21 protein-coding genes are annotated in these 24,750 nt (G+C 43.4%); 17 read left to right on the forward strand and 4 right to left on the reverse strand.

What is annotated here, in order from left to right:
- The first annotated feature begins 223 nt into the window (after positions 1-223).
- Positions 224-1,492, forward strand: coding sequence for a phosphoribosylamine--glycine ligase (purD, locus tag M3205_RS10635; protein WP_251169884.1), 1,269 nt, complete (start codon positions 224-226; stop codon positions 1,490-1,492).
- Here the strand turns inward: purD and M3205_RS25915 are convergent.
- Entirely contained in the window at positions 1,470-1,583 is a 114-nt protein-coding gene (locus M3205_RS25915; RefSeq protein ID WP_323805933.1) for an EYxxD motif small membrane protein, read from the reverse strand. The two genes, purD and M3205_RS25915, sit on opposite strands and share 23 nt — an antisense overlap.
- A 206-nt stretch (positions 1,584-1,789) precedes the next feature.
- Positions 1,790-2,071 (reverse strand): YgaP family membrane protein, encoded by a 282-nt coding sequence (locus M3205_RS10640; protein WP_251169885.1) that lies wholly within the window; start codon positions 2,069-2,071, stop codon positions 1,790-1,792.
- 193 nt (positions 2,072-2,264) lie between these two features.
- Between M3205_RS10640 and M3205_RS10645 the strand changes: the two genes are divergently transcribed.
- From M3205_RS10645 to M3205_RS10685, 9 genes are all read left to right on the forward strand, one after another.
- Complete coding sequence (locus M3205_RS10645) at positions 2,265-4,007, forward strand: adenine deaminase C-terminal domain-containing protein (protein WP_251169932.1); 1,743 nt, start codon at positions 2,265-2,267, stop codon at positions 4,005-4,007.
- Positions 4,008-4,099: 92 nt separating this feature from the next.
- Positions 4,100-5,143, forward strand: coding sequence for a DUF3048 domain-containing protein (locus M3205_RS10650; protein WP_251169886.1), 1,044 nt, complete (start codon positions 4,100-4,102; stop codon positions 5,141-5,143).
- 38 nt (positions 5,144-5,181) lie between these two features.
- Entirely contained in the window at positions 5,182-5,490 is a 309-nt protein-coding gene (locus tag M3205_RS10655; RefSeq protein ID WP_035333268.1) for a YerC/YecD family TrpR-related protein, read from the forward strand.
- Between the two features lie 157 nt (positions 5,491-5,647).
- Positions 5,648-6,334, forward strand: coding sequence for a heptaprenylglyceryl phosphate synthase (gene pcrB, locus M3205_RS10660; protein WP_251169887.1), 687 nt, complete (start codon positions 5,648-5,650; stop codon positions 6,332-6,334).
- A gap of 77 nt (positions 6,335-6,411) precedes the next feature.
- The gene (pcrA, locus tag M3205_RS10665) at positions 6,412-8,643 is read left to right on the forward strand and encodes a DNA helicase PcrA (RefSeq protein ID WP_251169888.1); all 2,232 of its coding nucleotides are present in this window, start codon (positions 6,412-6,414) and stop codon (positions 8,641-8,643) included.
- A 41-nt stretch (positions 8,644-8,684) separates the two neighbouring features.
- Positions 8,685-10,691 carry an NAD-dependent DNA ligase LigA gene (ligA, locus tag M3205_RS10670; RefSeq protein WP_251169889.1) on the forward strand — a complete coding sequence of 669 codons (2,007 nt, stop codon included), beginning with the start codon at positions 8,685-8,687 and terminating at the stop codon, positions 10,689-10,691.
- Between the two features lie 15 nt (positions 10,692-10,706).
- Complete coding sequence (locus tag M3205_RS10675; RefSeq protein WP_251169890.1) at positions 10,707-11,876, forward strand: CamS family sex pheromone protein; 1,170 nt, start codon at positions 10,707-10,709, stop codon at positions 11,874-11,876.
- 330 nt (positions 11,877-12,206) lie between these two features.
- A complete protein-coding gene (gene pruA / locus M3205_RS10680) occupies positions 12,207-13,754 on the forward strand; it encodes an L-glutamate gamma-semialdehyde dehydrogenase (protein WP_251169891.1) in 1,548 nt (515 codons plus the stop codon).
- A gap of 121 nt (positions 13,755-13,875) precedes the next feature.
- Entirely contained in the window at positions 13,876-14,427 is a 552-nt protein-coding gene (locus M3205_RS10685; RefSeq protein WP_251169892.1) for a cysteine hydrolase family protein, read from the forward strand.
- 96 nt (positions 14,428-14,523) lie between these two features.
- Here the strand turns inward: M3205_RS10685 and putP are convergent, their stop codons facing one another.
- Together putP and M3205_RS25610 are read right to left on the reverse strand one after the other, a co-directional pair.
- Complete coding sequence (gene putP, locus M3205_RS10690; RefSeq protein ID WP_285886248.1) at positions 14,524-15,993, reverse strand: sodium/proline symporter PutP; 1,470 nt, start codon at positions 15,991-15,993, stop codon at positions 14,524-14,526.
- Positions 15,994-16,446: 453 nt separating this feature from the next.
- Positions 16,447-17,286 carry an STAS domain-containing protein gene (locus M3205_RS25610; RefSeq protein ID WP_285886249.1) on the reverse strand — a complete coding sequence of 280 codons (840 nt, stop codon included), beginning with the start codon at positions 17,284-17,286 and terminating at the stop codon, positions 16,447-16,449.
- Between the two features lie 304 nt (positions 17,287-17,590).
- On the opposite strand from M3205_RS25610, the gene aceA reads away from it, so the two are divergent.
- From aceA to M3205_RS10730, 7 genes are all read left to right on the forward strand, one after another.
- Positions 17,591-18,880 (forward strand): isocitrate lyase, encoded by a 1,290-nt coding sequence (gene aceA, locus M3205_RS10700; protein WP_251169893.1) that lies wholly within the window; start codon positions 17,591-17,593, stop codon positions 18,878-18,880.
- Positions 18,881-19,086: 206 nt separating this feature from the next.
- The gene (locus M3205_RS10705) at positions 19,087-19,521 is read left to right on the forward strand and encodes a YueI family protein (RefSeq protein WP_251169894.1); all 435 of its coding nucleotides are present in this window, start codon (positions 19,087-19,089) and stop codon (positions 19,519-19,521) included.
- Positions 19,522-19,714: 193 nt separating this feature from the next.
- Entirely contained in the window at positions 19,715-20,005 is a 291-nt protein-coding gene (gatC, locus tag M3205_RS10710) for an Asp-tRNA(Asn)/Glu-tRNA(Gln) amidotransferase subunit GatC (protein WP_251169895.1), read from the forward strand.
- 13 nt (positions 20,006-20,018) lie between these two features.
- Positions 20,019-21,476: an Asp-tRNA(Asn)/Glu-tRNA(Gln) amidotransferase subunit GatA gene (gatA, locus tag M3205_RS10715; protein ID WP_251169934.1), complete on the forward strand. Its 1,458-nt coding sequence runs from the start codon at positions 20,019-20,021 to the stop codon at positions 21,474-21,476.
- Positions 21,477-21,488: 12 nt separating this feature from the next.
- Positions 21,489-22,916, forward strand: a complete 1,428-nt coding sequence (gene gatB, locus M3205_RS10720) for an Asp-tRNA(Asn)/Glu-tRNA(Gln) amidotransferase subunit GatB (protein ID WP_251169896.1) — start codon at positions 21,489-21,491, stop codon at positions 22,914-22,916.
- Between the two features lie 166 nt (positions 22,917-23,082).
- Positions 23,083-23,643, forward strand: a complete 561-nt coding sequence (locus tag M3205_RS10725) for a thioredoxin family protein (protein ID WP_251169897.1) — start codon at positions 23,083-23,085, stop codon at positions 23,641-23,643.
- 19 nt (positions 23,644-23,662) lie between these two features.
- Positions 23,663-24,730, forward strand: a complete 1,068-nt coding sequence (locus M3205_RS10730) for an NAD(P)H-dependent flavin oxidoreductase (protein ID WP_251169898.1) — start codon at positions 23,663-23,665, stop codon at positions 24,728-24,730.
- The last annotated feature ends 20 nt before the right edge of the window (positions 24,731-24,750 follow it).

The following is a 24,750-nucleotide window of genomic DNA, read 5'->3' on the forward strand; positions in this document are numbered from 1 at the left end:
GATAGGAGGAACGAAGACTAAGAGAGCCACGACCTGTGGCAACGTCTGCAGGACTCCCATCCTGGGAGCCTCAAGCATAAGACAAGCTGTCGGAAAGGTGGTTCTTTACCTTTATAACAGATTGTCTTATGACCTCGAGTCCCTAAGCGCTGTAGCTGAAAGTGAAAAGCGCCTCGAACTGGGGCCTTACAATTATAGCTGACATTATACGGAGGTGGGCGTAATGAAGGTATTAGTTATTGGAAGAGGCGGACGTGAACATGCAATTTGCTGGAAGATGAATCAAAGCCCTTCAGTTGAACAGGTTTTTGCGGCTCCGGGAAATCCGGGAATGGAAGATTCAGCAGTGCTGGCTGCCATTCAGGAAAATGACCAGGAAAGGCTGGTGCAATTTGCTCGGGAAAATGAAATTGACTTGACTGTAATCGGACCTGAAGTACCGCTGCTTGAGGGGCTGGCAGACCGATTTGAAGAAGCCGGGTTAAAGGTGTTTGGACCAAAAAAGGCTGCAGCTGAAATAGAAGGCAGCAAGTCCTTTGCCAAAGAGCTTATGAAGAAATATGCTATCCCTACTGCCGAATATGGAGTATTCAGCAACTATGAAGAAGCAAAAGCCTATATTGAAGCAAAGGGCGCTCCCATTGTTCTGAAAGCAGATGGACTTGCAGCCGGAAAAGGCGTAATAGTGGCCATGACTATGCAGGAAGCAATGTCAGGGATTAAGGAGCTATTATTAAATGAAAAGTTTGGCCAAGCTTCTTCTACAGTTGTAATTGAAGAATTCCTTGAAGGGGAAGAATTCTCTTTAATGGCCTTTGTGAACGGAGAAACCGTCCTTCCGCTGGAAATTGCCCAGGATCACAAGCGCGCTTTTGATGGAGATCAGGGCCCGAATACTGGTGGAATGGGTGCTTATTCACCGGTACCGCATATTGGTGATGAAACAATTGCAAAGGCTGTTGAACAAGTTTTGAAGCCGGCAGCAAAAGCAATGGTTCTGGAAGACCGAAGTTTTACCGGTATTTTATATGCTGGTCTGATTAAAACAGCAGAAGGCCCAAAGGTAATCGAATTTAACGCCCGCTTTGGAGACCCTGAAACACAGGTGATTTTGCCGCGGATGAATTCGGATCTGGCGGAGGTAATGCTGGCAGTACTAAATGGGAAGCATCCTGAAATTGAGTGGAGTGAGGAAGCGATCGTCGGAGTGGTTGCTGCTTCAAATGGCTACCCTGAAGCATACGAAAAAGGAGCTGTTCTGCATGGACTGCATTCGCTTGAAGATGTTTTTGTCTTCCATGCCGGAACTAATCGAAACAGCTCAGGTGAGTATGTGACAAATGGAGGCCGCGTGCTGCTGGCAGGCGCCAGAGCGTCTTCACTGAAAGAAGCGAAGCAAAAAGTATACTCTGAAATGGAAAACCTTCACTGCGAAGGTGTATTCTACCGCAGGGATATTGCAGGTAAAGCTATCGCGCACGTCCTTTCTTAGTCTTCCGGATATATACAAACAGAAGTGCTACAATGCTTCCGATTATGGCTGTCAGCACAAATGTCATATCCATTACGTATTCCCAAAACATATCGTCAGCTCCTTTCTATAGTACAGCCCCCAAATAGGGGCTGTATTTTTTAAACATGGAAGTATATCTTTGCACTTCGAGAACTGTCTAGCTCCAGTGCCTACCCCCTCGAGGTCACAAGCCACTCCTCCCAAAAAGGCAAAGGACGCCTTTCCGGGAGGATCGTCTTGTGCTTGTCGGGGGTGGGCAAGGCGCTTCCGCTTTTCTTAAGACGGATTATAAGGCAGAATCTCCTCAACAGCCTCATTATTATTGTGATTTCCTCTCTTTTCCCGAACCATGTCCTGGCCTCTTTCAAAAAGAGCTGTAATAGGGCAAAAGCGGACAATTCCCTCTGCCACTTTCATGCCTCCAAGCATAGCCATCACAAGATAAGAGTCCCGCCAAGGTCTCTTTACAAGCTTTGAAGTGCTCCAGGCCAGTACGGTTAATCCGACTGTTATGCGTATTAAAGCATTTACAATGCCGATATTTGTTTTTACCTGCATAGGTTCCACCACTTTCAAGAAATTTTTACAATCTTTTACTGATTCTTTAATGCGTTAAACAGTGAAATATGTTAATATAGTAAAACAAGAGAAAATGAAAGGGCTTTCTTTATTGATATAAAGCCATTTAACTCATTGTAGTCATACTAAAAAAGTCTTTACATATATAGATATCAACAAGGGAGGGAGTATGGTGCTGGAACAGCGTTACCGTTGGAAAAACAGGCACTTGCGTGAACATGTTTCCGTATTGGACGGAAAACTTTCACCGACGATATTACTTAAGAACGCGCGTTATCTTAATCAGGCGCTTCGCAAATGGATAACAGCAAATATATGGATTTATGGCGACCGTATTGTTTATGTGGGCGAAAAGCTGCCGGAAAAAACAGATCAGTGTGAGATCATTGATTGTACAGGACTTACGCTCGTACCCGGATATATTGAGCCGCATGCCCATCCATTTCAATTATATAATCCCCATTCACTGGCGAGCTATGCATCACAGTTTGGGACAACAACCCTGATTAATGACAATATGGTGCTTGCTTTACAGCAGGATAAAAAGAAAGCGTTTTCTTTTTTAAAAGAAATGAGAAATATGCCTGCAACAACCTATTGGTGGTGCCGATTTGATGCTCAAACAGAGATCCAGCGAGAAGAATCCGTTTTTTCTCATGGAAACGTTAAATCGTGGCTTGAACATGATGCCGTGCTTCAGGGAGGAGAGCTGACAGGCTGGCCGAAGCTATTGGATGGCGATGATATGATGCTTCATTGGATTCAGGAAACAAAGCGAATGAGGAAAAAGATTGAAGGCCATTTTCCGGGGGCATCCGAAAAAACGCTGGCAAAGCTTATGCTGCTTGGTGCTGATTGTGACCATGAGTCAATGACAGGGAAAGATGTGTATAATCGCCTTTTACAGGGATATATCGTATCTCTCCGATATTCTTCCATCCGTCCGGATCTGCCGGTTTTATTGGAGGAAATGCATGAAATGGGCATTGATCAATATGATCGGATGGTTTTCACAACAGACGGTTCCTTTTCTTCCTTTTATGAACAGGGGATCATTGACCAAATGATCCGCATTGCCATAGATAAAGGAGTGCCGGTTATTGATGCGTATAATATGGCAACCATCAATGTGGCCCGTCATTATGGAATCGATTATTTACATGGCTCGATTGCGACAGGAAGGGTTGCCAACATCAATTTTCTGTCAGATGAAAACGAACCAACTCCACTATCTGTTATTGCCAAAGGGGAATGGGTGAAGAGAGACGGTGAAAACCTGAATGCCTATGAGCCTGTAGCATGGGAAGAATACGGCTTTGAACCGCTGGCTATTGATTGGGAGCTGACATCAGATGATATGCAATTCTCCATGCCTTTCGGGATAAAGCTTGAGAATGCTGTTATTACGAAGCCATACTCCATCACGATTGACGTATCGTCCGAAGAGCTGGAGAAAGACCATGATGAATGTTTCTTCATGCTTGTTGACCGGAAAGGCCAATGGCGTATAAATACCATACTTAAAGGATTTTCGCAAAATCTGGATGGAATGGCAAGTTCATTTTCCAATACCGGTGACATCATCTTAATCGGCAAAAGCAAACAGGAAATGCTGAATGCTTTTAACCGGCTGAAAGAAATTGGCGGAGGCATTGTCATATCTGAAGGCGGAAGAATCGTCCAGGAGATGGAACTCCGCTTAAAAGGTGTCATGTCCCATAAAAATGTAGAGGAATTAATGCAGGAAGAAAAACAGCTTGTGCATTACTTGCGTGACCAAGGCTATAGACATGAAGACCCAATGTATACGCTGCTGTTTTTCTCTTCTACCCACCTGCCTTATATCAGGATTACCCAGCAGGGAATGTATGACGTCATGAATAAAACGGTACTCTTTCCAACGATAATGCGTTAAAATATGAAAGAGGTATAATAGATAGAGATCAAAACTGCTCAGAGGAGCTAACATAGAAACTGCATCAAAAGCAACAATTACAGGGGTGTAAAATGTTAAAAAGATGGATAGCTGTATCAGCAGCGGCAATGCTTCTTGTTTCAGGATGCAGCAAAGAAAAGGCAGAGGAGCCGATGGAAAAGTCGGAAGAAGCCACAAAAGGAGTCAGCTCTGAAAAAGAACTTCCATTTCACTATCCGCTCACAGGCTTCGGGTCGGAATCAGAGGTCGATGGAAGGGCTGTAGCAGTGATGATCAATAATCATCCAAAAGCCCGTCCGCAATCGGGGCTTAACCAGGCTGATGTCGTCTATGAAATGCTGGCAGAAGGGGACGTGACTCGGTTTCTTGCTATTTTTCAAAGTGAGCGGCCCGACATGATAGGGCCGGTCAGAAGTTCAAGGGACTATTATATTGAACTGGCCAAAGGCTATGACAGCCTCTACATTGCTCACGGCTACAGTCCGGAAGCCAAAGAGTTGCTGGATCAGGGGTATATCGATAACCTGAACGGAATGCAGTATGACGGTACTCTGTTTAAAAGGGAAAGCTTCAGAAAGGCTCCGCATAATTCCTATATTTCTTTTGACAATGTCCTAAAGGGTGCAAAAGAAAAACATTATTCAATGGAAAATGAACCGAAGTCTCTTAAGTTCCTGTCAAAGGAAGAGGTAAAGGCGATTCAGGGAGAGAAAGCTGACTCTGCCATGATCTCCTACATGGACAATGAATTATTCAATGTCATCTATGAATATGATGCAGGACTTGAGAAATACAAAAGATATTCCAATGGCGAACTTACAGCTGACTACGAATCCGGGGAACCGACATTACTCGATAACATTTTCATTGCAGAAACAGACCATCAAGTGGTTGACAGCGCAGGCCGCCGTGATATTAACTTAACTTCTGGGGGAAAGGGATATCTCCTTCAAAAAGGAAAAGTGACAGAGGTGCAATGGGAAAATATTGACGGGCGAATTCTTCCTGTCTTAAACGGCCAGCAGACTGGCCTGATTCCGGGGAAAACATGGATCAACATCGTTCCATCAAACCCGGGCCTTGAGCAAACGGTTTCCTTTGAAGCTAAACAATAAATTGAAAATACTATTAACATAAAGGGGTATGCAAATATATGCAAATTGATAAGCTAAGAGGCAAAGAACTGGATCAGTTATTTAAGTCAGTATTATCTTTAAAAGACCTGGAAGAGTGCTACCGATTCTTTGACGACTTATGTACAGTGAATGAAATACAATCCCTGGCACAGCGCCTGGAAGTGGCACGCATGCTTCGCGAAGGTAAAACCTATCATAAAATCGAAACAGATACAGGAGCCAGCACGGCAACCATTTCACGTGTAAAACGCTGCCTCAATTATGGAAATGATGCCTATGAAATGGCATTGGAAAGAATCAAAGAAGAAGAAGCTGAAAAGGCGTAAATATTTGTTTTGCTTAAACCGCTGGGGCTGTTCCCGCGGTTTTTTTTGTCTTCTTTTAATTTTTTCCACCCAATAGAGACATCTTGCTTTTATTTTTTATTCCCAATCTTAAATGATATAATGATGAAATGGAATGATAGAATGGAGGCAATTTTGCATGTATGATGTTCGCGAATGGAGCCATGTATTTAAGCTCGATCCGGATAAAAATATATCAGATAAAGACCTGGAGAAAATTTGCGAGTCAGGGACCGATGCGATTATTGTGGGCGGTACAGATGGAATCACAGTGGAAAAGGTGCTGGATTTAATGGCCCGCATCCGAAGATACACGGTGCCCTGTGTGTTGGAGGTTTCGTCCATTGATTCAGTTACACCGGGCTTTGACCTGTATTTTATCCCGACAGTCCTTAACAGCCGGGATGTAAAGTGGGTTACAGGCCTTCATCAGGAAGCTGTAAAAGAATATGGGGATATTATGAATTGGGAAGAAATCCTTGTTCAGGGCTATTGCATCCTGAATGAAGAATGTAAAGCCGCGCAAGTCACTAATTCACGTACAGATTTATCTCTTGATGAGGTAAGAGCCTATGCCATGATGGCCGAGAAAATGTTCCGACTGCCCATCTTCTATCTCGAATACAGCGGAAAGTACGGAGATCCAGAAGTGGTCTCAGAGGTGAAAAATACGCTTGAAGATACCGTATTATTTTACGGAGGAGGCATCCTGGATGCAGATCAGGCAAAAGAAATGGCTGAGCATGCGGACGTCATTGTGGTCGGAAATGTTATTTATGATGATTTGCAGGCTGCATTGGCCACAGTCAAAGCCGCTCGCGCTTAATTCAGGTTGCTGACGCTTAGCAAACAAGATAAAATAGAGTGCAAGAACATATGTTTCTATGGTGGTGAAGAGAAGGAATGCAATTTTTAACAGATAAATTATTGAACGGACTTAACCCGCAGCAGCAAAATGCGGTAAAAGCAACTGACGGACCACTTCTTATAATGGCAGGAGCGGGAAGCGGAAAGACAAGAGTCCTTACGCACAGAATTGCTTACTTAATGGTGGAAAAGGGTGTGAACCCCTACAATATTCTGGCAATCACTTTTACAAACAAAGCAGCCCGTGAAATGCGTGACCGTATCCATAACATGATGGGCGGAGCAGCGGATAATATCTGGATTTCAACGTTCCACTCGATGTGTGTGCGTATCTTGAGAAGAGATATTGACCGGATTGGCTATAACCGCAATTTCACAATTCTGGATTCAACGGACCAGCAATCCGTTATTAAATCGATCCTAAAGGATAAAAATCTGGATCCCAAGAAATTTGATCCCCGTGCAATCCTGGGATCAATCAGCTCGGCAAAAAATGAATTGATCACTCCTGAAGAGTATGCGAAGACAGCTGGAGATTATATTCAGCAGGTAGCCAGTGATGTATATACGGAATACCAAAAAAGACTAAGACGCAACCAGGCGCTTGATTTTGATGATCTTATTATGATCACGATCCAGCTGTTCCAGCGGGTTCCGGAAGTGCTGGAATATTATCAGAGAAAATTCCAATACATTCATGTGGATGAGTATCAGGATACAAACAGAGCCCAATATATGCTTGTAAAGCTAATGGCAAGCCGATTTAAGAATCTTTGTGTAGTCGGTGACTCGGATCAGTCCATTTATAAATGGCGCGGTGCGGACATTGCCAACATTCTTTCCTTTGAGAAGGACTATCCAAATGCACAAACCATCATGCTTGAACAAAATTATCGTTCAACGAAAAGAATCCTATTGGCTGCGAACGAAGTCATCAGCAAGAACCTGAACAGAAAGCCGAAAAACCTCTGGACCGAAAATGCAGAAGGCAATAAGATTTTCTACTATCGTGCCGACAGCGAGCAGGGAGAAGCTCAGTTTGTTGCTGGTAAAATTAAGGAATACATCAGCACCGGCAAACGAAGCGCCTCAGATATCGCGATATTGTACCGCACCAATGCACAGTCCCGTGTAATGGAGGAAGTACTGTTAAAGTCGAACATAGAGTATTCCATTGTCGGCGGCATCAAGTTCTATGACCGCAAAGAAATCAAGGACATCCTTGCTTATCTGCGTCTGATTGCCAATCCGGATGATGATATCAGCCTTCAGCGTGTGATTAATGTTCCGAAGCGCGGAATCGGCTCCGGTTCGGTTGATAAAATCGCCAACTTTGCACAGCTTCATGAAATGAGCATGTTTGAAGCACTTGAATCAATTGAACTGATTGGCTTGAGCCCGAAAATTACAAAAGGGGCCATTGAGTTCAGGGATTTGGTTAGAAACTATACACAAATGCAGGAATACCTGTCTGTGACAGAACTGGTGGAAGGACTTTTGGAAAAATCAGGCTACCGTGATATGCTGATTGCCGAGAAGTCCATCGAAGCCCAGAGCCGTCTGGAAAACATTGATGAATTCCTGTCTGTTACAAAGAACTTTGAAGAAGCCAGTGAAGACAAATCGCTTATCGCATTTTTGACTGATTTGGCTCTTGTAGCTGACATTGATAAATTGGATGATGATGGTGAAAAAGCCGAATCTGTTGTTCTTATGACACTTCACTCAGCAAAAGGACTCGAATTCCCGGTTGTCTTTTTACTTGGACTTGAAGAAGGTGTATTCCCGCACAGCCGTTCTCTAATGGAAGAGACTGAAATGGAAGAGGAACGACGCCTTGCTTATGTGGGAATCACCAGGGCAGAAGAGGAGCTTTTCATTACGAATGCTCAAATGCGTACTTTATTTGGACGTACAAACATGAATCCGCCATCCCGATTTATTAAAGAAATACCTGCTGATTTGCTGGATGGCCTTGAACCTGCTAAAAAGCCGTCTCCATTTGGATCATCACCGTTTGGCTCTCCGTCTGCTACAAGAGGAGCACAGCCACAGCGGAAAGCAGTGATTCGTCCGTCTGCATCGAATACAGGCGGTGACGATATTTCCTGGAAGGTCGGCGACAAAGCCCAGCACGGAAAATGGGGAACAGGTACTGTTGTCAGTGTGAAAGGATCCGGCGAAGGAACAGAGCTGGATATTGCGTTCCCGAAACCAGTTGGCATTAAGCGTCTGCTGGCCAAATTTGCACCGATTACAAAGGCATAACCCCGCTGCATTTTCATTGGATTATAGAAAGGGTTGAATGTATGGACCTTCAATTGGCAGAAAAAAAGGTGAAAGATCTGCACAACCTTTTGAATCAGTATAATTATGAGTATTATGTTCTTGATCAGCCGTCTGTTCCTGATGCTGAATACGATAGGCTGATGAGGGAACTGATAGAGCTTGAAGAGCAATTCCCTGAACTGAAAACAGAGGATTCTCCCACACAGCGGGTTGGCGGGGAAATTCTCGATATGTTTGAAAAAGTGGAGCATCAGTCGCAGATGCTCAGTTTGGGAAATGCCTTCAACGAACAGGATTTAAGAGATTTTGACCGCCGTGTCCGCCAGGGGGCCGGAGAAAATGTTTCATATGTATGTGAATTGAAAATTGATGGGCTGGCTGTTTCACTCCGCTATGAGGATGGATTATTTATTCTCGGCGCCACACGCGGTGACGGCTCCATTGGCGAAAATATTACAGCTAATCTAAAGACTATCCGTTCGATACCTCTTCGACTGAAAGAGAATGTCACGATGGAAGTCCGCGGTGAGGCCTTCATGCCAAGACGTTCTTTTGAGAAACTGAATAAAGCAAAAGAAGAGAATGGCGAGGAGCCTTTTGCTAATCCAAGGAATGCCGCAGCAGGTTCTTTAAGGCAGCTGGATCCGCGCCTTGCAGCCAAGCGCAATCTCGATATTTATGTCTACGGTATAGCAAATGTAGGGGATACAGGCGTTGTATCTCATAGCGAGGGTCTGGACTATCTGGATAGCCTCGGATTTAAAACAAATAAAGAGCGCAAAAGATGTGAAAGCATTGAGGAAGTAATTGAATATGTACAGGGATGGACCGATAAACGTCCAAATCTGTCTTATGACATTGATGGTATTGTAATCAAAGTCGATTCACTGGAGGAGCAGGAGCAGCTGGGAGCTACTGCGAAAAGCCCGCGCTGGGCCATAGCTTATAAATTCCCTGCAGAAGAGGTTGTTACTACACTCAGGGATATTGAATTAAGTGTAGGGCGAACGGGAGTAGTTACGCCAACTGCACTTCTGGAGCCTGTCCGGGTTGCCGGGACGACTGTCCAAAGGGCCTCACTTCATAACGAAGATTTGATCCGCGAAAAGGATATTAAAATTGGAGATCAGGTGGTTGTGAAAAAAGCGGGCGATATTATTCCCGAAGTGGTGAATGTACTGGCAGACAGGAGAACAGGTGAAGAGCAGGATTTTAATATGCCGACACATTGTCCTGAATGTGAGAGCGAACTGGTCCGGATTGATGGTGAAGTGGCTTTACGCTGCATAAATCCAAAGTGCCCGGCACAAATCAGAGAAGGCCTTATTCATTTTGTTTCCCGTAACGCCATGAACATTGATGGCCTTGGTGAAAAAGTGATCAGCCAATTATTTGCCGAAAATCTGATTAAAGATGTGGCAGATATCTACAAATTAACTTTTGAACAGCTCATCCAGCTTGAACGGATGGGTGAAAAATCGGTAATTAATCTTCTTCAGGCCATTCAAAACTCCAAAGGGAATTCTCTTGAAAAATTGTTATTTGGCCTGGGTATCCGCCATGTGGGAGCAAAGGCAGCCAAAACGCTTGCCCAGGAGTTTAGCCATATGGAGGCACTTGAAAAAGCTTCCCGGGATGATTTAACAGCAATTAATGAAATTGGTGAAAAAATGGCGGACTCCATTGTTTCCTTCTTTGAACAAGAGGAAGCCCATGAACTAATTTCCGAGCTGAAAGCAGCCGGAGTCAACATGGCTTATAATGGGCCCAAGCCAGTTTCAGCCGAAAGCTCAGATAGCTTTTTTGCAGGGAAGACCGTTGTTCTTACAGGAAAGCTTGAAATCATGAGCAGAAATGAAGCAAAAGATAAAATAGAGGCGATTGGCGGTAAAGTATCCGGAAGCGTCAGCAAGAAAACAGATGTAGTAATCGCCGGAGAAGATGCCGGATCCAAACTGGCGAAAGCCCAGGAGCTGGGTGTAGAGGTATGGAACGAGGAGAGACTGGTTGAAGAATTAAATAAGTAAGAGGGTGTAAGCTCCGTGAAAAAACTCATGATGCTTGCTTTATCCCTGACCCTTCTTCTTGCTGGCTGTGCGCCTAATTTTAATAAGCAGGAGGAAGTTGTTCAGGAAGATAAGAACGAAAAGGATAAGGCAATCATTCCGAACTATAAAATTTCAGACAAGTATTATCGAACGCTGCTGCCATTTGAACCAAGTGAGTCCAGAGGTCTTGTGGTCAATAATATCAGCACTAAATATGACATTAATGAATTTGAGACAGGGCTAATGCGTGTGGCACAAAATACATTTGATCCGGATAAATACTTATTCCAGGAAGGCCAGTATTTAAAAAGAGGAACAGTTCAGGCGTGGCTGAACCGTAAATTCACTGACAATCAGCTGAAGGAACGCGAGCTGAAAGCGGAAGATAACATTGGATTAAATCCAATGATTGCCGATGGTGGAGATATTGATAAAAATAATGAAAAAAGCCCGATATACCTGGCACATATACTTGAGCACAATTATCTGCTGAAAAACGATGATGGAAAAGTGGGTCTTGGCGGAGTTGTGATTGGTCTTGCCATGAACTCTGTTCATTATTATCAAAAAGAGCAATATGGTGCTACTTTTGAGAAAGATATTAAACGGTCTGATCTTGAACAGGAAGGCAAAAAGATGGCTGAAGAAATCCTTCAGAGAATACGTCAAATCAAGGGTCTGAAGGATGTGCCGGTAACTATTGCTTTGTTTGAACAGCAGGCAAGGACTTCGGTTGTGCCGGGAAGCTTTTTTGCATATGCTAAGGCAGACAAAGGTAGCAATAAGCTGGGCGGATGGGAAGATATCAGCGAGAAATACGTCCTGTTCCCTTCAAGCACAGCCGAAAAAAATCATCGTGATGATTTAACCGCTTTTCTTAACTTTAAGCAGGATGTGGAAACATACTTCCCTAACTTCAATGGAGTTATCGGGAAGGCTTTCTACGCCCAGGACCAATTGCAGGAAATCAACATTGATATCCCAATCCAATTCTACGGGAAAGCAGAAGGTATTGGGTTTACCCAATATGTAACAGGGCTTGTTGTCAAACACTTCCCTGAATACATCTCAGTCCAGGTAAACATCTCATCAGTCAACGGCCCGGAAGCGATTGTAGTCCGGAAAGCAGACCAAAGTGAACCTTTTGTCCATATCTATCATTAGAAAACCAGGTACCCAGAAGTGCATGAGAAGCACCTTCTGGGTTTTTGTGTTTTGAGAGAATAGTTCTAAAAAATATATATCAGTTTTATCCAACCCACACCCATAAGGCTTCTACTCCTTATTTTTCTAAGAGAAACCGCAACTTCGCTCTTAAGATGTTAATATATAACATCAGCGGAGAATGTTTGAAGATCATGTTATTTTCATGTTAATATAGTGTTTGGATGAAAACGTTTTAATAGAATAGCAGTCCTTGTTCCAACATGTATAGAGCGGGACGGGGGGCTGGTATCTGACGTTTCATATTTGTACACTCAGGAGGCGGTAAAAATGGTACAACCTTACAAACATGAGCCATTCACGAACTTTAAAGAAGAAGAACATCGTGAAGCATATTTAAAGGGTTTACAAACTGTAGAAAGCTATTTGGGCCAGGATTATGATCTTTTAATTGGCGGAGAGCGCATTTCTACTGAAGATAAAATTGTATCAATCAATCCTTCTAATAAAGAAGAAGTAGTGGGCCGTGTTTCAAAGGCAAACCGCGAGCTTGCGGAAAAGGCAATGCAGGCTGCTGTGGAAGCATTCAAAACATGGAGAAAAGTGAAGCCGGAAACACGCGCAGATGTTTTATTTAAAGCTGCTGCAATTATCCGCCGCCGCAAGCATGAGTTCTCTGCTCTTCTAACAAAAGAAGCAGGAAAGCCTTGGAACGAGGCAGATGCTGATACTGCGGAAGCGATTGACTTCCTTGAGTACTATGCACGTCAAATCTTAGAAATCAAAGACGGTGTTCCAGTTAACAGCCGTCCGAACGAATATAACCGTTATGACTACATTCCATTGGGAGTGGGCATCATCATCTCTCCTTGGAACTTCCCGCTTGCCATCATGGCCGGCACAACAGTTGCAGCGATCGTGGCAGGAAACACAGTTCTATTAAAACCAGCTTCCACTACACCGGTTGTGGCTGCGAAATTTGTTGAAGTAATGGAAGAAGCAGGCCTTCCGAAGGGCGTTCTGAACTTCGTGCCGGGCAGCGGTGCAGAAGTGGGCGACTACCTGGTTGACCATAAAGATACTCGTTTCATCTCCTTCACAGGATCACGCGACGTGGGTCTTCGCATCAACGAGCGTGCATCTAAATTAAACGAAGGCCAAATCTGGCTGAAGCGCGTCATCGCTGAAATGGGCGGAAAGGATACAATCGTTGTCGACAAAGAAGCTGACCTTGAGTTGGCGGCGACTTCCATCGTGGCTTCTGCGTTCGGATTCTCCGGCCAGAAATGCTCTGCATGTTCACGCGCCGTTGTAGTAGAAGATGTTTATGATCAGGTTCTGAACCGTGTGGTGGAGCTGACAAATGAATTAACGCAAGGCAATCCGGAAGACCAGAGCAACTACATGGGTCCAGTGATTGACCAGTCCGCATTTGATAAGATCATGAGCTACATTGAAATCGGCAAAGAAGAAGGAAAGCTGATGACAGGCGGAGAAGGGGACAATTCTAAGGGCTTCTTCATCAAACCGACTGTATTCGCTGACCTTGCGCCGGATGCACGCCTAATGCAGGAAGAAATCTTTGGGCCGGTTGTTGGCTTCACAAAAGCAAAAGATTTCGATCATGCGCTTGAAATCGCCAACAACACAGAGTACGGCTTAACAGGAGCTGTAATTACACAAAACCGTGAGCACATCCAAAAAGCGCGCGAAGATTTCCATGTTGGGAACTTATATTTCAACCGCGGCTGTACAGGTGCGATCGTTGGATACCAGCCATTCGGCGGATTCAACATGTCCGGAACAGACTCCAAAGCGGGTGGACCTGACTACATTCTTCTGCACATGCAGGCGAAGACTACATCTGAAATGTACTAATAGATCTCCAATCGGAGGTGGGAACAGCAACTTGGTTGCTGTTCTTTTTTTAGTTGGATATTCAGTTCGCTGAGGTATGGTATATGATGAAAGAAAAACTGCAAATTGGAGTGATGAAAAAATGTCAATTAAAGCCCTGATCAATATTGATTATACAAATGATTTTGTTGCTGAAGACGGTGCCCTGACATGCGGCAGCCCTGGACAGCTCTTGGAAAAGAAAATCTCAGAGCTCACACAAGAGTTTATCGCAAGTGGACATTACACTGTTTTTGCCATTGATGTTCATGATAAAGGAGATACCCATCACCCGGAAACAAATTTATTCCCGCCCCATAATATCAGAAACACAGAGGGAAGAAATCTTTATGGTTCCTTGCAGCGGGTTTTTGAAACGAACAAGGAGGCTGAAAATGTTTATTTCATGAATAAAACCAGATATTCCGCATTCGCAGGAACCGACCTGGAGATAAAACTGAGAGAACGCGGCATAGAAGAAGTGCATCTGGCAGGTGTATGCACAGACATTTGCGTCCTGCATACAGCTATTGATGCATATAATAAGGGCTTTAGGATTGTGGTTTATAAAGAGGCTGTCGCATCCTTTGACCAGGAGGGCCATGAGTGGGCTTTAAAGCATTTTGCAAACACCCTTGGAGCGGAAGTAATTTAAGATTGCCTTCATTTCTCCGGCAACCACAAGCTAAAGGCTAGTCCTGTACGGGAAAACACAAAAAACCCTCTCCACATAGGAAGAGGGTTGCTTAAATTACTTTTTAAGAACAGATTTATAATGATCGTATTGTTTCTGAACTTCTGCTGATGGTGCCTTATCCAGAAGGCTGACAACGATAATCGCCACAACTGCAAATAGGAAGCCAGGGGCCAGCTCATAAAGATCAAACAGACCGCCGGTAAGCTGTGACCAAGTAATTACTGTTACAGCACCAACAATTATGCCTGCCAGGGCGCCATTACGTGTCATGCGTTTCCAGAACAGGCTGAGAATGATGACAGGTCCAAAGGCTGCACCAAATCCGGCCCAGGCATAACTTACAAGCTCCAACACCTTGCTGTCAGGGTTATAGCCTAAGAAAATGGCAATTATGGCTATGCTCAGTACAGCAATTCTGCCAACAATCATTTCTTCCTTTTGGGAAGCATTTCTTCTGAAGATGGATTTATAGAAATCTTGTGCCAATGCACTTGAAGAAACGAGCAATTGAGAGTCAACGGTGCTCATGATTGCTGAGAGAATGGCTGCTAATAAGAATCCAGCTACCCAAGGATTAAATAACACTTGTGAAAACACGATAAACACGGTTTCGGAATTGGCCAGCGGAGAATCTACAAAATATGCGATACCTGCAAAACCTACAAATAGAGCTCCGAATAAGGAAATAATCATCCAGGTCATACCGATAAAACGTGCTTTTGGAACATCATTTGTAGATCTTAATCCCATAAAGCGGACAAGGATATGAGGCTGTCCAAAATAACCTAATCCCCACGCTAATAGTGAAACTACACTAACAAAAGTGGCACCGGAATATACATCTAAATAAGAAGTATCGATAGATCCGATTTTCTGCATCGTTTCATTCCATCCGCCAAGCTCCTGAATGGCAATGATCGGGATAATAATCATGGCCAAGAACATTAAAATCCCTTGAACGAAATCTGTCCAGCTGGCTGCAAGGAATCCACCAAACAATGTGTATGACAAAATTACAGCAGCACCAACCCAAAGTGCGAGTGTGTAATCCATCCCAAATGAGTTCTCTAACAAGATGGCACCGCCGACAAGGCTGGATGAAGTATAGAAAGTGAAAAAGATTAATATCACAATAGCCGAAACAACACGCAATATTTTTGAAGTATCGTGGAATCGATTTTCAAAATAACCGGGTACTGTAATAGAATCATTGGCTACTTCCGTGTAAACACGCAATGGTTTGGCCACAAACTGCCAATTCAAATATGCGCCGACAGACAATCCAATTGGAAGCCAAATCTCTCCCATACCGCCTAAATAAACGGCACCGGGCAATCCAAGCATCAGCCATCCACTCATATCGGATGCCCCTGCGCTCAAGGCTGCAACGCCCGGTCCCAGCCCTCGGCCGCCTAATACATAATCAGATAAATCTTTAGTCATTCTGGCTGCAAGCACACCAATCAACAGCATGCCGACCAGATAGATTATTATTGATGTTAACGTTGGTATATTTATATCCATGTCTATTTATCCTCTCCTTTTTCAGTAAATAGAGTTATGCCCGATAGTACAATCAATAATGGCATTGGAACTAGAAGCCAAAACCACGTTGCCGTAGTGAAATCCATTTGTTCACCCCTCCATTTTCTCTTATTATCCCCATAAATTATTGGTTGGAAAAAAACCGTTTATACAATAGCATACAGTTTTTTATTTACAGAAAAAAATTCCGGGGAAAGGTCCGTTTTGAAAAGACGTTAATTATCATAACATAGTAAAGGGTGAGAGACAAAAATGCTGAAAATCTAATAAGTTATAAATGTATAAAAATACTTTATTCCGCATTAATTTGCTCTTATATCTCATATATCAACATATCTATTCATCTAAATTTATAAAATTAAGTTGGCAGAGGGAAGGATTTTTTTATGATAAATAAAAAAAGACCTAATTGTTCATAGGTCTCTTAAGAAATTAAATGTTTAATTTTCTAAATACTTTTCCCAAAGAATTTTCAGTGGTTATTTCCTTAAAGTCAATTCCCAGTTGAATGGCTGTCTGGGCAACTTCAGGACGGATACCAAGCAAAGTTGACTGAATACCGATCAGTTTTAAAGAACTTATAACTTTGAAGATTTGGTGCGCAACCATTGTGTCGACCATGATGACACCCGAAAGGTCAATGATTAAATGAGTAATCCCCAGCTTTACACTCTGCTGCAAAGTAGATTCCATAATAAATTTGGCCCGTTCTGTATCAATATCCCCAACGATCGGCAGCAGGCCAACTTCAGAGGAAAGCGGGATAACCGGCGTGCTCAGTTCTTTTATTAATATAGATTGAGCGCTTAATCTGCTCAGCAATATATCCATAAAGTTTTCAGTGAAACTTTCCATTACATAATCCAGTGTATAATCAATAACTTCCTGCCAATGAAAAATATCCTTTGTTGTAATATCCAAATTGGCAGTTTCGGCAAAACGTTTTATATGCATCCAATAAACTTTCCGGAATATCGAAAGATTTCTCTGAACCTCAACAAGGGAGGTTCTGGATTTAACCCGATCAGCGGACGTCTGCTTTGTCCAGTTGGCTATCGTTTCCTTCATTTCTTCTTCTGTCTGAAGCAGCGATTTTGCTACAGTCCTGAAATACTTTGTATTTTGCTCCTCAACTTTCCTTGCCCTTTCGGGAGGTGCATCGGCGGAATAGTCGGAACCAGCCTTTACGACTTGAAAACTTCTCCAATCCTTCGTCATTTCAGGGGCTTTTTCAACTAAATAATTATATAATGATCGAATTTTATCTACCATATATTCTCCTTCATCCATCAGAATGATTTAAAAAATAACTAATCTCTATATCATAGCACAGAGGGTGAAATTAAAATGAAACGGGACATTGTATTCAGTAAATTTAAAATTTTTTCAATTAAAGGGTTCACATTCCGAATCACCTGTTATATAATACAAATACAGATATTTAATTGTTTTATAACAACATAGACTAATAGTATAATGGGATTCTATTTTTAGTTCTGTTATGTTACAGAGTATTTTGCAGCCGGGATCTTGCTGAAGTGATGATTTTTCTAAATTAAAAGGAGGATTTAAACAAATGGCAGATGAAAGAGCGCGTCAGCTGCAGGAAAGCTGGGAAATGGATGAACGCTGGAATGGAGTAGAAAGACCGTATACCGCTGAGGAAGTCATTAAGTTAAAAGGATCAATTGATATCGAACATACATTAGCTCGCCATGGTGCAGAGAAGTTATGGAAGCTTGTGAATGAAGAAGATTTCGTCAATGCATTAGGAGCGTTAACAGGAAACCAGGCTGTACAGCAGGTTAAGGCTGGGTTGAAGGCCATTTATTTAAGCGGATGGCAGGTGGCTGCCGATGCGAACCTGTCCGGAAATATGTACCCGGATCAAAGCCTGTATCCAGCCAATAGTGTTCCAAGTGTAGTAAAAAAGATTAATCAGGCACTACAGCGTGCTGACCAGATTCATCATATGGAAGGTGATCATTCCATTGACTGGTTTGCCCCAATTGTAGCAGATGCTGAGGCAGGGTTTGGCGGCCAGCTTAATGTATTTGAACTTATGAAAGGTATGATTGAATCGGGTGCCGGCGGGGTACACTTCGAGGACCAGCTTTCTTCTGAGAAGAAATGCGGCCATCTTGGCGGAAAGGTATTGCTTCCAACACAGACGGCTGTTAAGAATTTAATATCTGCAAGGCTGGCAGCAGATGTTATGGGAGTGCCGACAGTTATTATCGCCAGGACTGATGCTAACGCAGCCGACTTGATTACAAGCGATGTAGATCCATATGACGCCCCTTTTATTACGGGGGAACGCACTCCTGAAGGTTTCTTCCGAACAAAACCAGGACTCGACCAAGCGATCGCTCGGGGATTGGCTTATGCTCCTTATGCTGATCTGGTATGGTGTGAAACATCTGAACCTGATCTTGAAGAGGCTAGGCGCTTTGCTGAAGCCATTCATGAAAAATTCCCTGGCAAGCTGTTAGCGTATAATTGCTCTCCTTCATTTAACTGGAAGAAAAAGCTTGATGATGAAACGATTGCAAAATTCCAGGTGGAGCTCGGCAAAATGGGCTACAAGTTCCAGTTCGTTACTTTAGCAGGATTCCATGCTTTGAACCATAGCATGTTTGAATTAGCTCGCGGCTATAAAGACCGCGGAATGGCTGCATATTCTGAACTGCAGCAGGCTGAATTTGCCAGTGAAACACATGGCTACACGGCGACAAGGCATCAGCGTGAAGTAGGCACCGGCTATTTCGACCAGGTTTCAATGATCATTACCGGAGGGACTTCCTCGACAACCGCTTTAAAGGGATCAACTGAGGAAGAACAGTTCACTGAAAAGCAGGAAGCTTAGATTCTACCCTATGTAACTTGATTTTTATCTTGTATATTCTCCTAGTTTACACCTCTCTTCCATGGAAGGGAGGTATTTTTTTGCTTAACAGGCAGGCACAGTACCTGCTGCCAAAACATACATATTATATAGGCGAAATTTGAAATAGGGCATAATACTGAATACAATGAAAGCATTGAGGTCAATAAAGGATGGAGGATGCATAATTGGCTGAAAATATAGATGATTATCTTCAACAGGGAATTTATGGGCAAAAACAGACCAAGCCGGATGAGCGCCGCAAGTTTCTTGGCTCGCTTCGGGAGAGGGTGGTCATTGTCTTGAAGCAGCCGCAGATGAGGGAGGATGGAACCTATCCTCAGGTGGAAGAAGCACTTAAAGCCAACAGCAATGCTCATCTATATCTGAATGGAAATATGAGCTACCCCTATTTATCAAAATATATAAAACTGGCTGCGGCCAATAAAGTCGAATATACAATCGTTACCAACAAAGAGCATAATTCTGAGATTGGGCTAGTTCTGGCCCATGACTATGCAATTGATAAACCGGAAATATTTGTGGAGAGAAAAACAGTCAAAGCAGAGATAAAAAAGGAGAAAAAAGGCGGCCTGTTTGCCAAACTATTTAAGCGGAAATGAGCAGCGTCTGCAGCGCTGCTCTATTTTTGGCTAAAGGAAAGAAGCAAATCCACAATTCCCCCTCAACTCATGGTAAAATAAGCAGATAATTGCTAATTCAGTCCACTCTCGCGTGTTGCTTTAACGCGCGAAAGTTTGGTATGATCATAATAATTGTGCATTGACTGTATTCAAATTTTTGGAGGTGGCATTAATGTCGAGAATTTCAACCGATCAAGTTAGGCATGTTGCACATTTGGCGCGACTTGCGATGACTGAAGAAGAAACTGTTGCGTATACGGAACAGCTGGATAAAATGATTTCATTTGCAGAGCTTTTGAACGAGCTTGATACAGATCATGTTGAACCAACATCCCATGTTCTTGATATGAAAAATGTATTGAGAGAAGATAAGGCGAATAAAGGGCTTCCACAAGAAGAAGTTTTGAAAAATGCGCCGGAACATCAGGATGGCTATATAAAAGTGCCGTCTATCATTGAGTAGGGAGGGGAAAATGGTGAGTTTATTTGACTATAAGGTATCTGAGCTTCATCAGCTTTTACATAAAAAAGAACTAACGGTTACCGACCTTGTCAGTGAATCATACAAGCGAATCGGTGAAGTAGAGGACAAAGTACAGGCTTTCTTGACGATTGATGAAGAAAGAGCCCGTGAAGCAGCAAAGAAAATGGATGAAAAAATCGGAACGGACGAAGCAAAAGGCCTCTTGTTCGGTATGCCGATTGGAGTAAAGGATAACATCGTAACGAAGGGTCTGCGCACAACAAGTGCGAGTAAAATTCTTGAGAACTTTGACCCGATTTATGACGCAACGGTTGCATCCAAATTACATAATGCTGAAACCATTACTATCGGTAAATTGAATATGGATGAATTTGCAATGGGATCATCCAATGAGAACTCTGGTTTTCAAGTAACCCGAAATCCCTGGAATCTTGAAAGAGTTCCCGGCGGATCTTCAGGCGGCTCTGCTGCTTCTGTTGCTGCAGGAGAGGTTTTATTTTCTCTTGGATCAGACACTGGCGGCTCAATCAGACAGCCCGCTTCTTATTGCGGAGTGGTTGGGTTAAAGCCTACATATGGCAGAGTATCCCGTTTCGGGCTGATTGCATTTGCCTCATCTTTAGACCAGATTGGACCAATTACCCGTACAGTTGAAGATAACGCCTATCTGCTTCAGGCTATTTCAGGTGTGGATCCAATGGATTCTACTTCAGCAAATGTTGAGGTTCCAAGCTATGCAGAAAACTTAACTGGCGATGTTAAAGGGTTAAGAATCGCCGTACCAAAAGAATATTTGGCTGAAGGTGTAGATGAAGAGGTGCGAAAGTCAGTGCTCGATGCCCTGAAGGTGTTGGAAAAACTGGGGGCAACATGGGAGGAAGTTTCTCTTCCGCATTCCAAATATGCACTGGCAACCTATTATCTACTGTCCTCCTCTGAGGCATCGGCTAACCTGGCGCGCTTTGATGGAGTACGCTATGGCTATAGAACAGCGGATCCTGAAAGTTTAATCGATTTATACAAAAAGACCCGTGCAGAAGGCTTCGGGGATGAAGTGAAACGCCGCATCATGCTTGGAACATTTGCTTTAAGCTCTGGCTACTATGATGCTTACTATAAAAAAGCTCAGAAGGTGCGCACGCTGATTAAGCAGGACTTTGAAAATGTTTTTGATAAGTATGATGTTATTATTGGACCGACAGCACCAACTCCTGCCTTTAAAATTGGTGAAAATACGTCTGATCCTCTAACTATGTATGCAAATGATATTCTGACCATTCCAGTAAACCTTGCCGGGGTGCCTGGAATCAGTGTACCTTGCGGATTTGCGGATGGATTGCCGCTTGGCCTTCAGATTATCGGAAAGCATTTTGATGAAAGTACAGTTTACCGCGTAGCGCATGCTTTTGAACAAGCTACAGAATTCCATAAGCAAAAACCGGGATTGTAAGGGGGGAAATTCATGAAATACGAAACGGTAATCGGACTTGAAGTCCATGTTGAGCTAAAAACAGATTCAAAAATATTCTCGGCAAGCCCTAACCATTTTGGGGCGGAGCCAAACTCCAACACAACAGTCGTCGATCTCGGCTATCCTGGAGTACTGCCGGTTATTAATAAAAAAGCAGTTGAATTCGGAATGAAAGCTGCGATGGCGCTGAACTGTGAAATCGCACCTGTTACAAAATTTGACCGGAAGAATTATTTTTACCCGGATAATCCTAAGGCCTACCAGATTTCGCAATTCGATAAGCCTATTGGTGAGCATGGCTGGATCGAGATTGAAGTAGACGGCTATAAGAAAAAAATCGGCATTACGCGTATTCATCTTGAAGAGGACGCAGGCAAGCTGTCTCATGCTAAAGGCTATTCACTAGTAGACTATAACCGTCAGGGTACCCCTCTGATCGAGATTGTTTCTGAACCGGATATCCGTACGCCAAATGAAGCTTATGCCTATTTGGAGAAGCTAAAGTCCATCATCCAATATACTGGAGTTTCTGACTGTAAAATGGAGGAGGGTTCACTTCGCTGTGATGCGAATATCTCCCTTCGTCCTGTCGGTCAGGCGGAATTTGGCACAAAGACAGAGCTGAAGAACCTGAACTCGTTTAACTTTGTCCGCAAAGGACTGGAGTATGAGGAGAAGAGGCAGGAAGAGGTTCTAAGTTCTGGCGGTACAATCCAGCAGGAAACTTTGCGCTATGATGAAGCAACCAATAAAACGATTCTAATGAGGGTAAAAGAAGGTTCAGATGATTATCGTTATTTCCCTGAACCTGATTTACTTGATATCCATATTGATGAAGAGTGGAAAGAGCGCATCCGTGCTGAGATTCCCGAGCTTCCGGACCAAAGAAAGAACCGTTATATTGAAGAACTTGGGCTCCCTGCTTATGATGCAGCTGTTCTGACAGTCACAAAAGAAACATCTGATTTCTTTGAAGCGGCTGTGAACAAAGGAGCAGATGCCAAACAGGCTTCCAACTGGGTAATGGGTGAATTGTCCGCTTACTTGAATGCTGAACAAAAAGAGCTGACTGATATAGCTTTGACACCTGAGGGACTTGCAGGCATGATAAAGCTGATAGAAAACGGCACGATCTCTTCCAAAATTGCCAAAACAGTATTCAAAGAGCTGGTTGAAAATGGCGGAGATCCGGAAACAATCGTAAAAGAGAAAGGCCTGGTCCAAATTTCGGATGAAGGTGCACTTCTTAAGATTATCGGAGAAACACTCGATGCGAATCCACAATCGATCGAGGATTTCAAAAATGGAAAGCAAAAAGCAATCGGCTTCCTTGTCGGCCAAATTATGAAGGCCACAAAAGGACAGGCTAACCCGCCGCTTGTTAATAAATTATTACAGCAGGAAATACAAAAAAGATAAAAGGTGAGCTGATGGGAATCCATCAGCTTTTCCTATATTCCGACAAAAAGTAAAGTCTATTTCCCAGGAAAAGATAGAGTTTTACAAAGTGTTACAGCAAATGCAGGAATGAAAGCGGATCGAAAAGAATATACACTAAAGAAATCGAAATAAGGGAGTGGGTTTTATGAAATTAATGGATTGGTTTGAGAAGGGCCTAAGTCCGCAGAATTATATAGATGCGATGCAAGTTAACAAAGAAGAGATGAATAACATATATAATCGTTTTTCTTTATCTGATGAGGAAAAAACAAGATTGGCAGATCTTAAGGGTGCCGGCTTAAAAGTAGTTGCCCTGACTGAGGATTGGTGCGGAGATGCGATGCTGAATAATCCGATCCTGCTAAAAATCGCAGAGGAAGCCGGTATGGAAGTCCGTTTTATTTTAAGGGATCAAAATCTTGAGCTGATGGATCAGTATTTGACTAATGGAACATCCAGAGCGATACCGATTTATATCTTTATAGATAAAGAAGGGGAAGAAAAAGCTGTTTGGGGACCTCGGGCCAAACAGATTCAGGAATTGGTGGATAGAGAAAGAAGCAAGCTTCCGGTACAGGATGCTGAAGACTTTAAGGACGAGCAGATAAGCATGTACAGAAGATTAACTGCTTCCTATCAGGAGGATTCTAAGATCTGGCATACGGTTGCTGATAGTATAATAGATGCTCTAGTTTCTGGAAAATAAAGTCGGAAGGATGTTTTAAATGGACTGGAAACAAAATTCCTTAACTGAGAGGCTGGGAATCCAGTATCCTATTTTCCAGGCTCCAATGGCTGGCGGGCTGACAACTCCGGAATTAATAAGCTGGGTATCCAATTGCGGGGGACTTGGGAATATGGGGGCGGGCTATATGATGCCAGATGATATAAGAGCGGATATAAAAAAGGTTCGGGAATTGACTAATCGGCCCTTTGGCATCAATCTCTTTGTTCCGGATTGCGATGTATCAGCTAAAGCAGAAGATATCAGCGCCATGTGTACTGTTCTTGAACGTTACAGCAGTGAGCTTGGTATGGCGGAAAAACCCCTTCTTCCGGAAAAGGACTATGCTTTATTATACAAAAAGCAGCTTGCTGTTTTAATGGAAGAACGTGTGCCTGTTTGCAGCTTTACGTTTGGCATACCTGATAACGCGGATATTTCTGAATTAAAGAAACAGGGTACGATGATTTTTGGAACTGCAACGAATGTCAATGAGGCAGTGGAATGGGAAGAGGCGGGCGCAGATATAATTGTTGTTCAGGGGTCAGAAGCAGGGGGGCACCGCGGAACTTTTCAAAAGGAAGAAAGCGGGATGATCGGTTCCATGGCTCTCATACCGCAGGCTGCAGATGCAGTAAGCTGTCCTGTGGCTGCTGCAGGGGGAATCATGGATGCCAGGGGGATTGCTGCTGCCATGATTCTTGGGGCAGAAGGAGTGCAGCTTGGGACGGCTTTTCTTACATGCAGGGAAAGCGGGGCTCATCCGTTGTATAAGCAGGCATTGCTAAATGCGAGGAAAGATCGGACAGCTGTTACGAAAGCATTCTCAGGAAAGCCTGCCAGAGGGATTCACAACAGGTTCATGAAAGAAATGAAAGGAGTGCAGGCGTTGCCTTATCCATTGCAGAATGATATGACAGCTCCTGTCCGGAAGCATGCAGCGAAGCTTGAGCGGCCGGAGTTTATGTCATTATGGGCCGGTCAGGGAATGGGAATGGCTGAAGAGGTGACAGTGAAGGAACTGATGAGTAAGCTTGTTAAGGGGACAGAAGCATTATTGGATAAGTAAAAAGCAGTGCCAGGAGGGCA

The sequence above is a fragment of the Cytobacillus firmus genome, assembly GCF_023715565.1.
GTDB lineage: Bacteria > Bacillota > Bacilli > Bacillales > Cytobacillaceae > Cytobacillus > Cytobacillus firmus_C.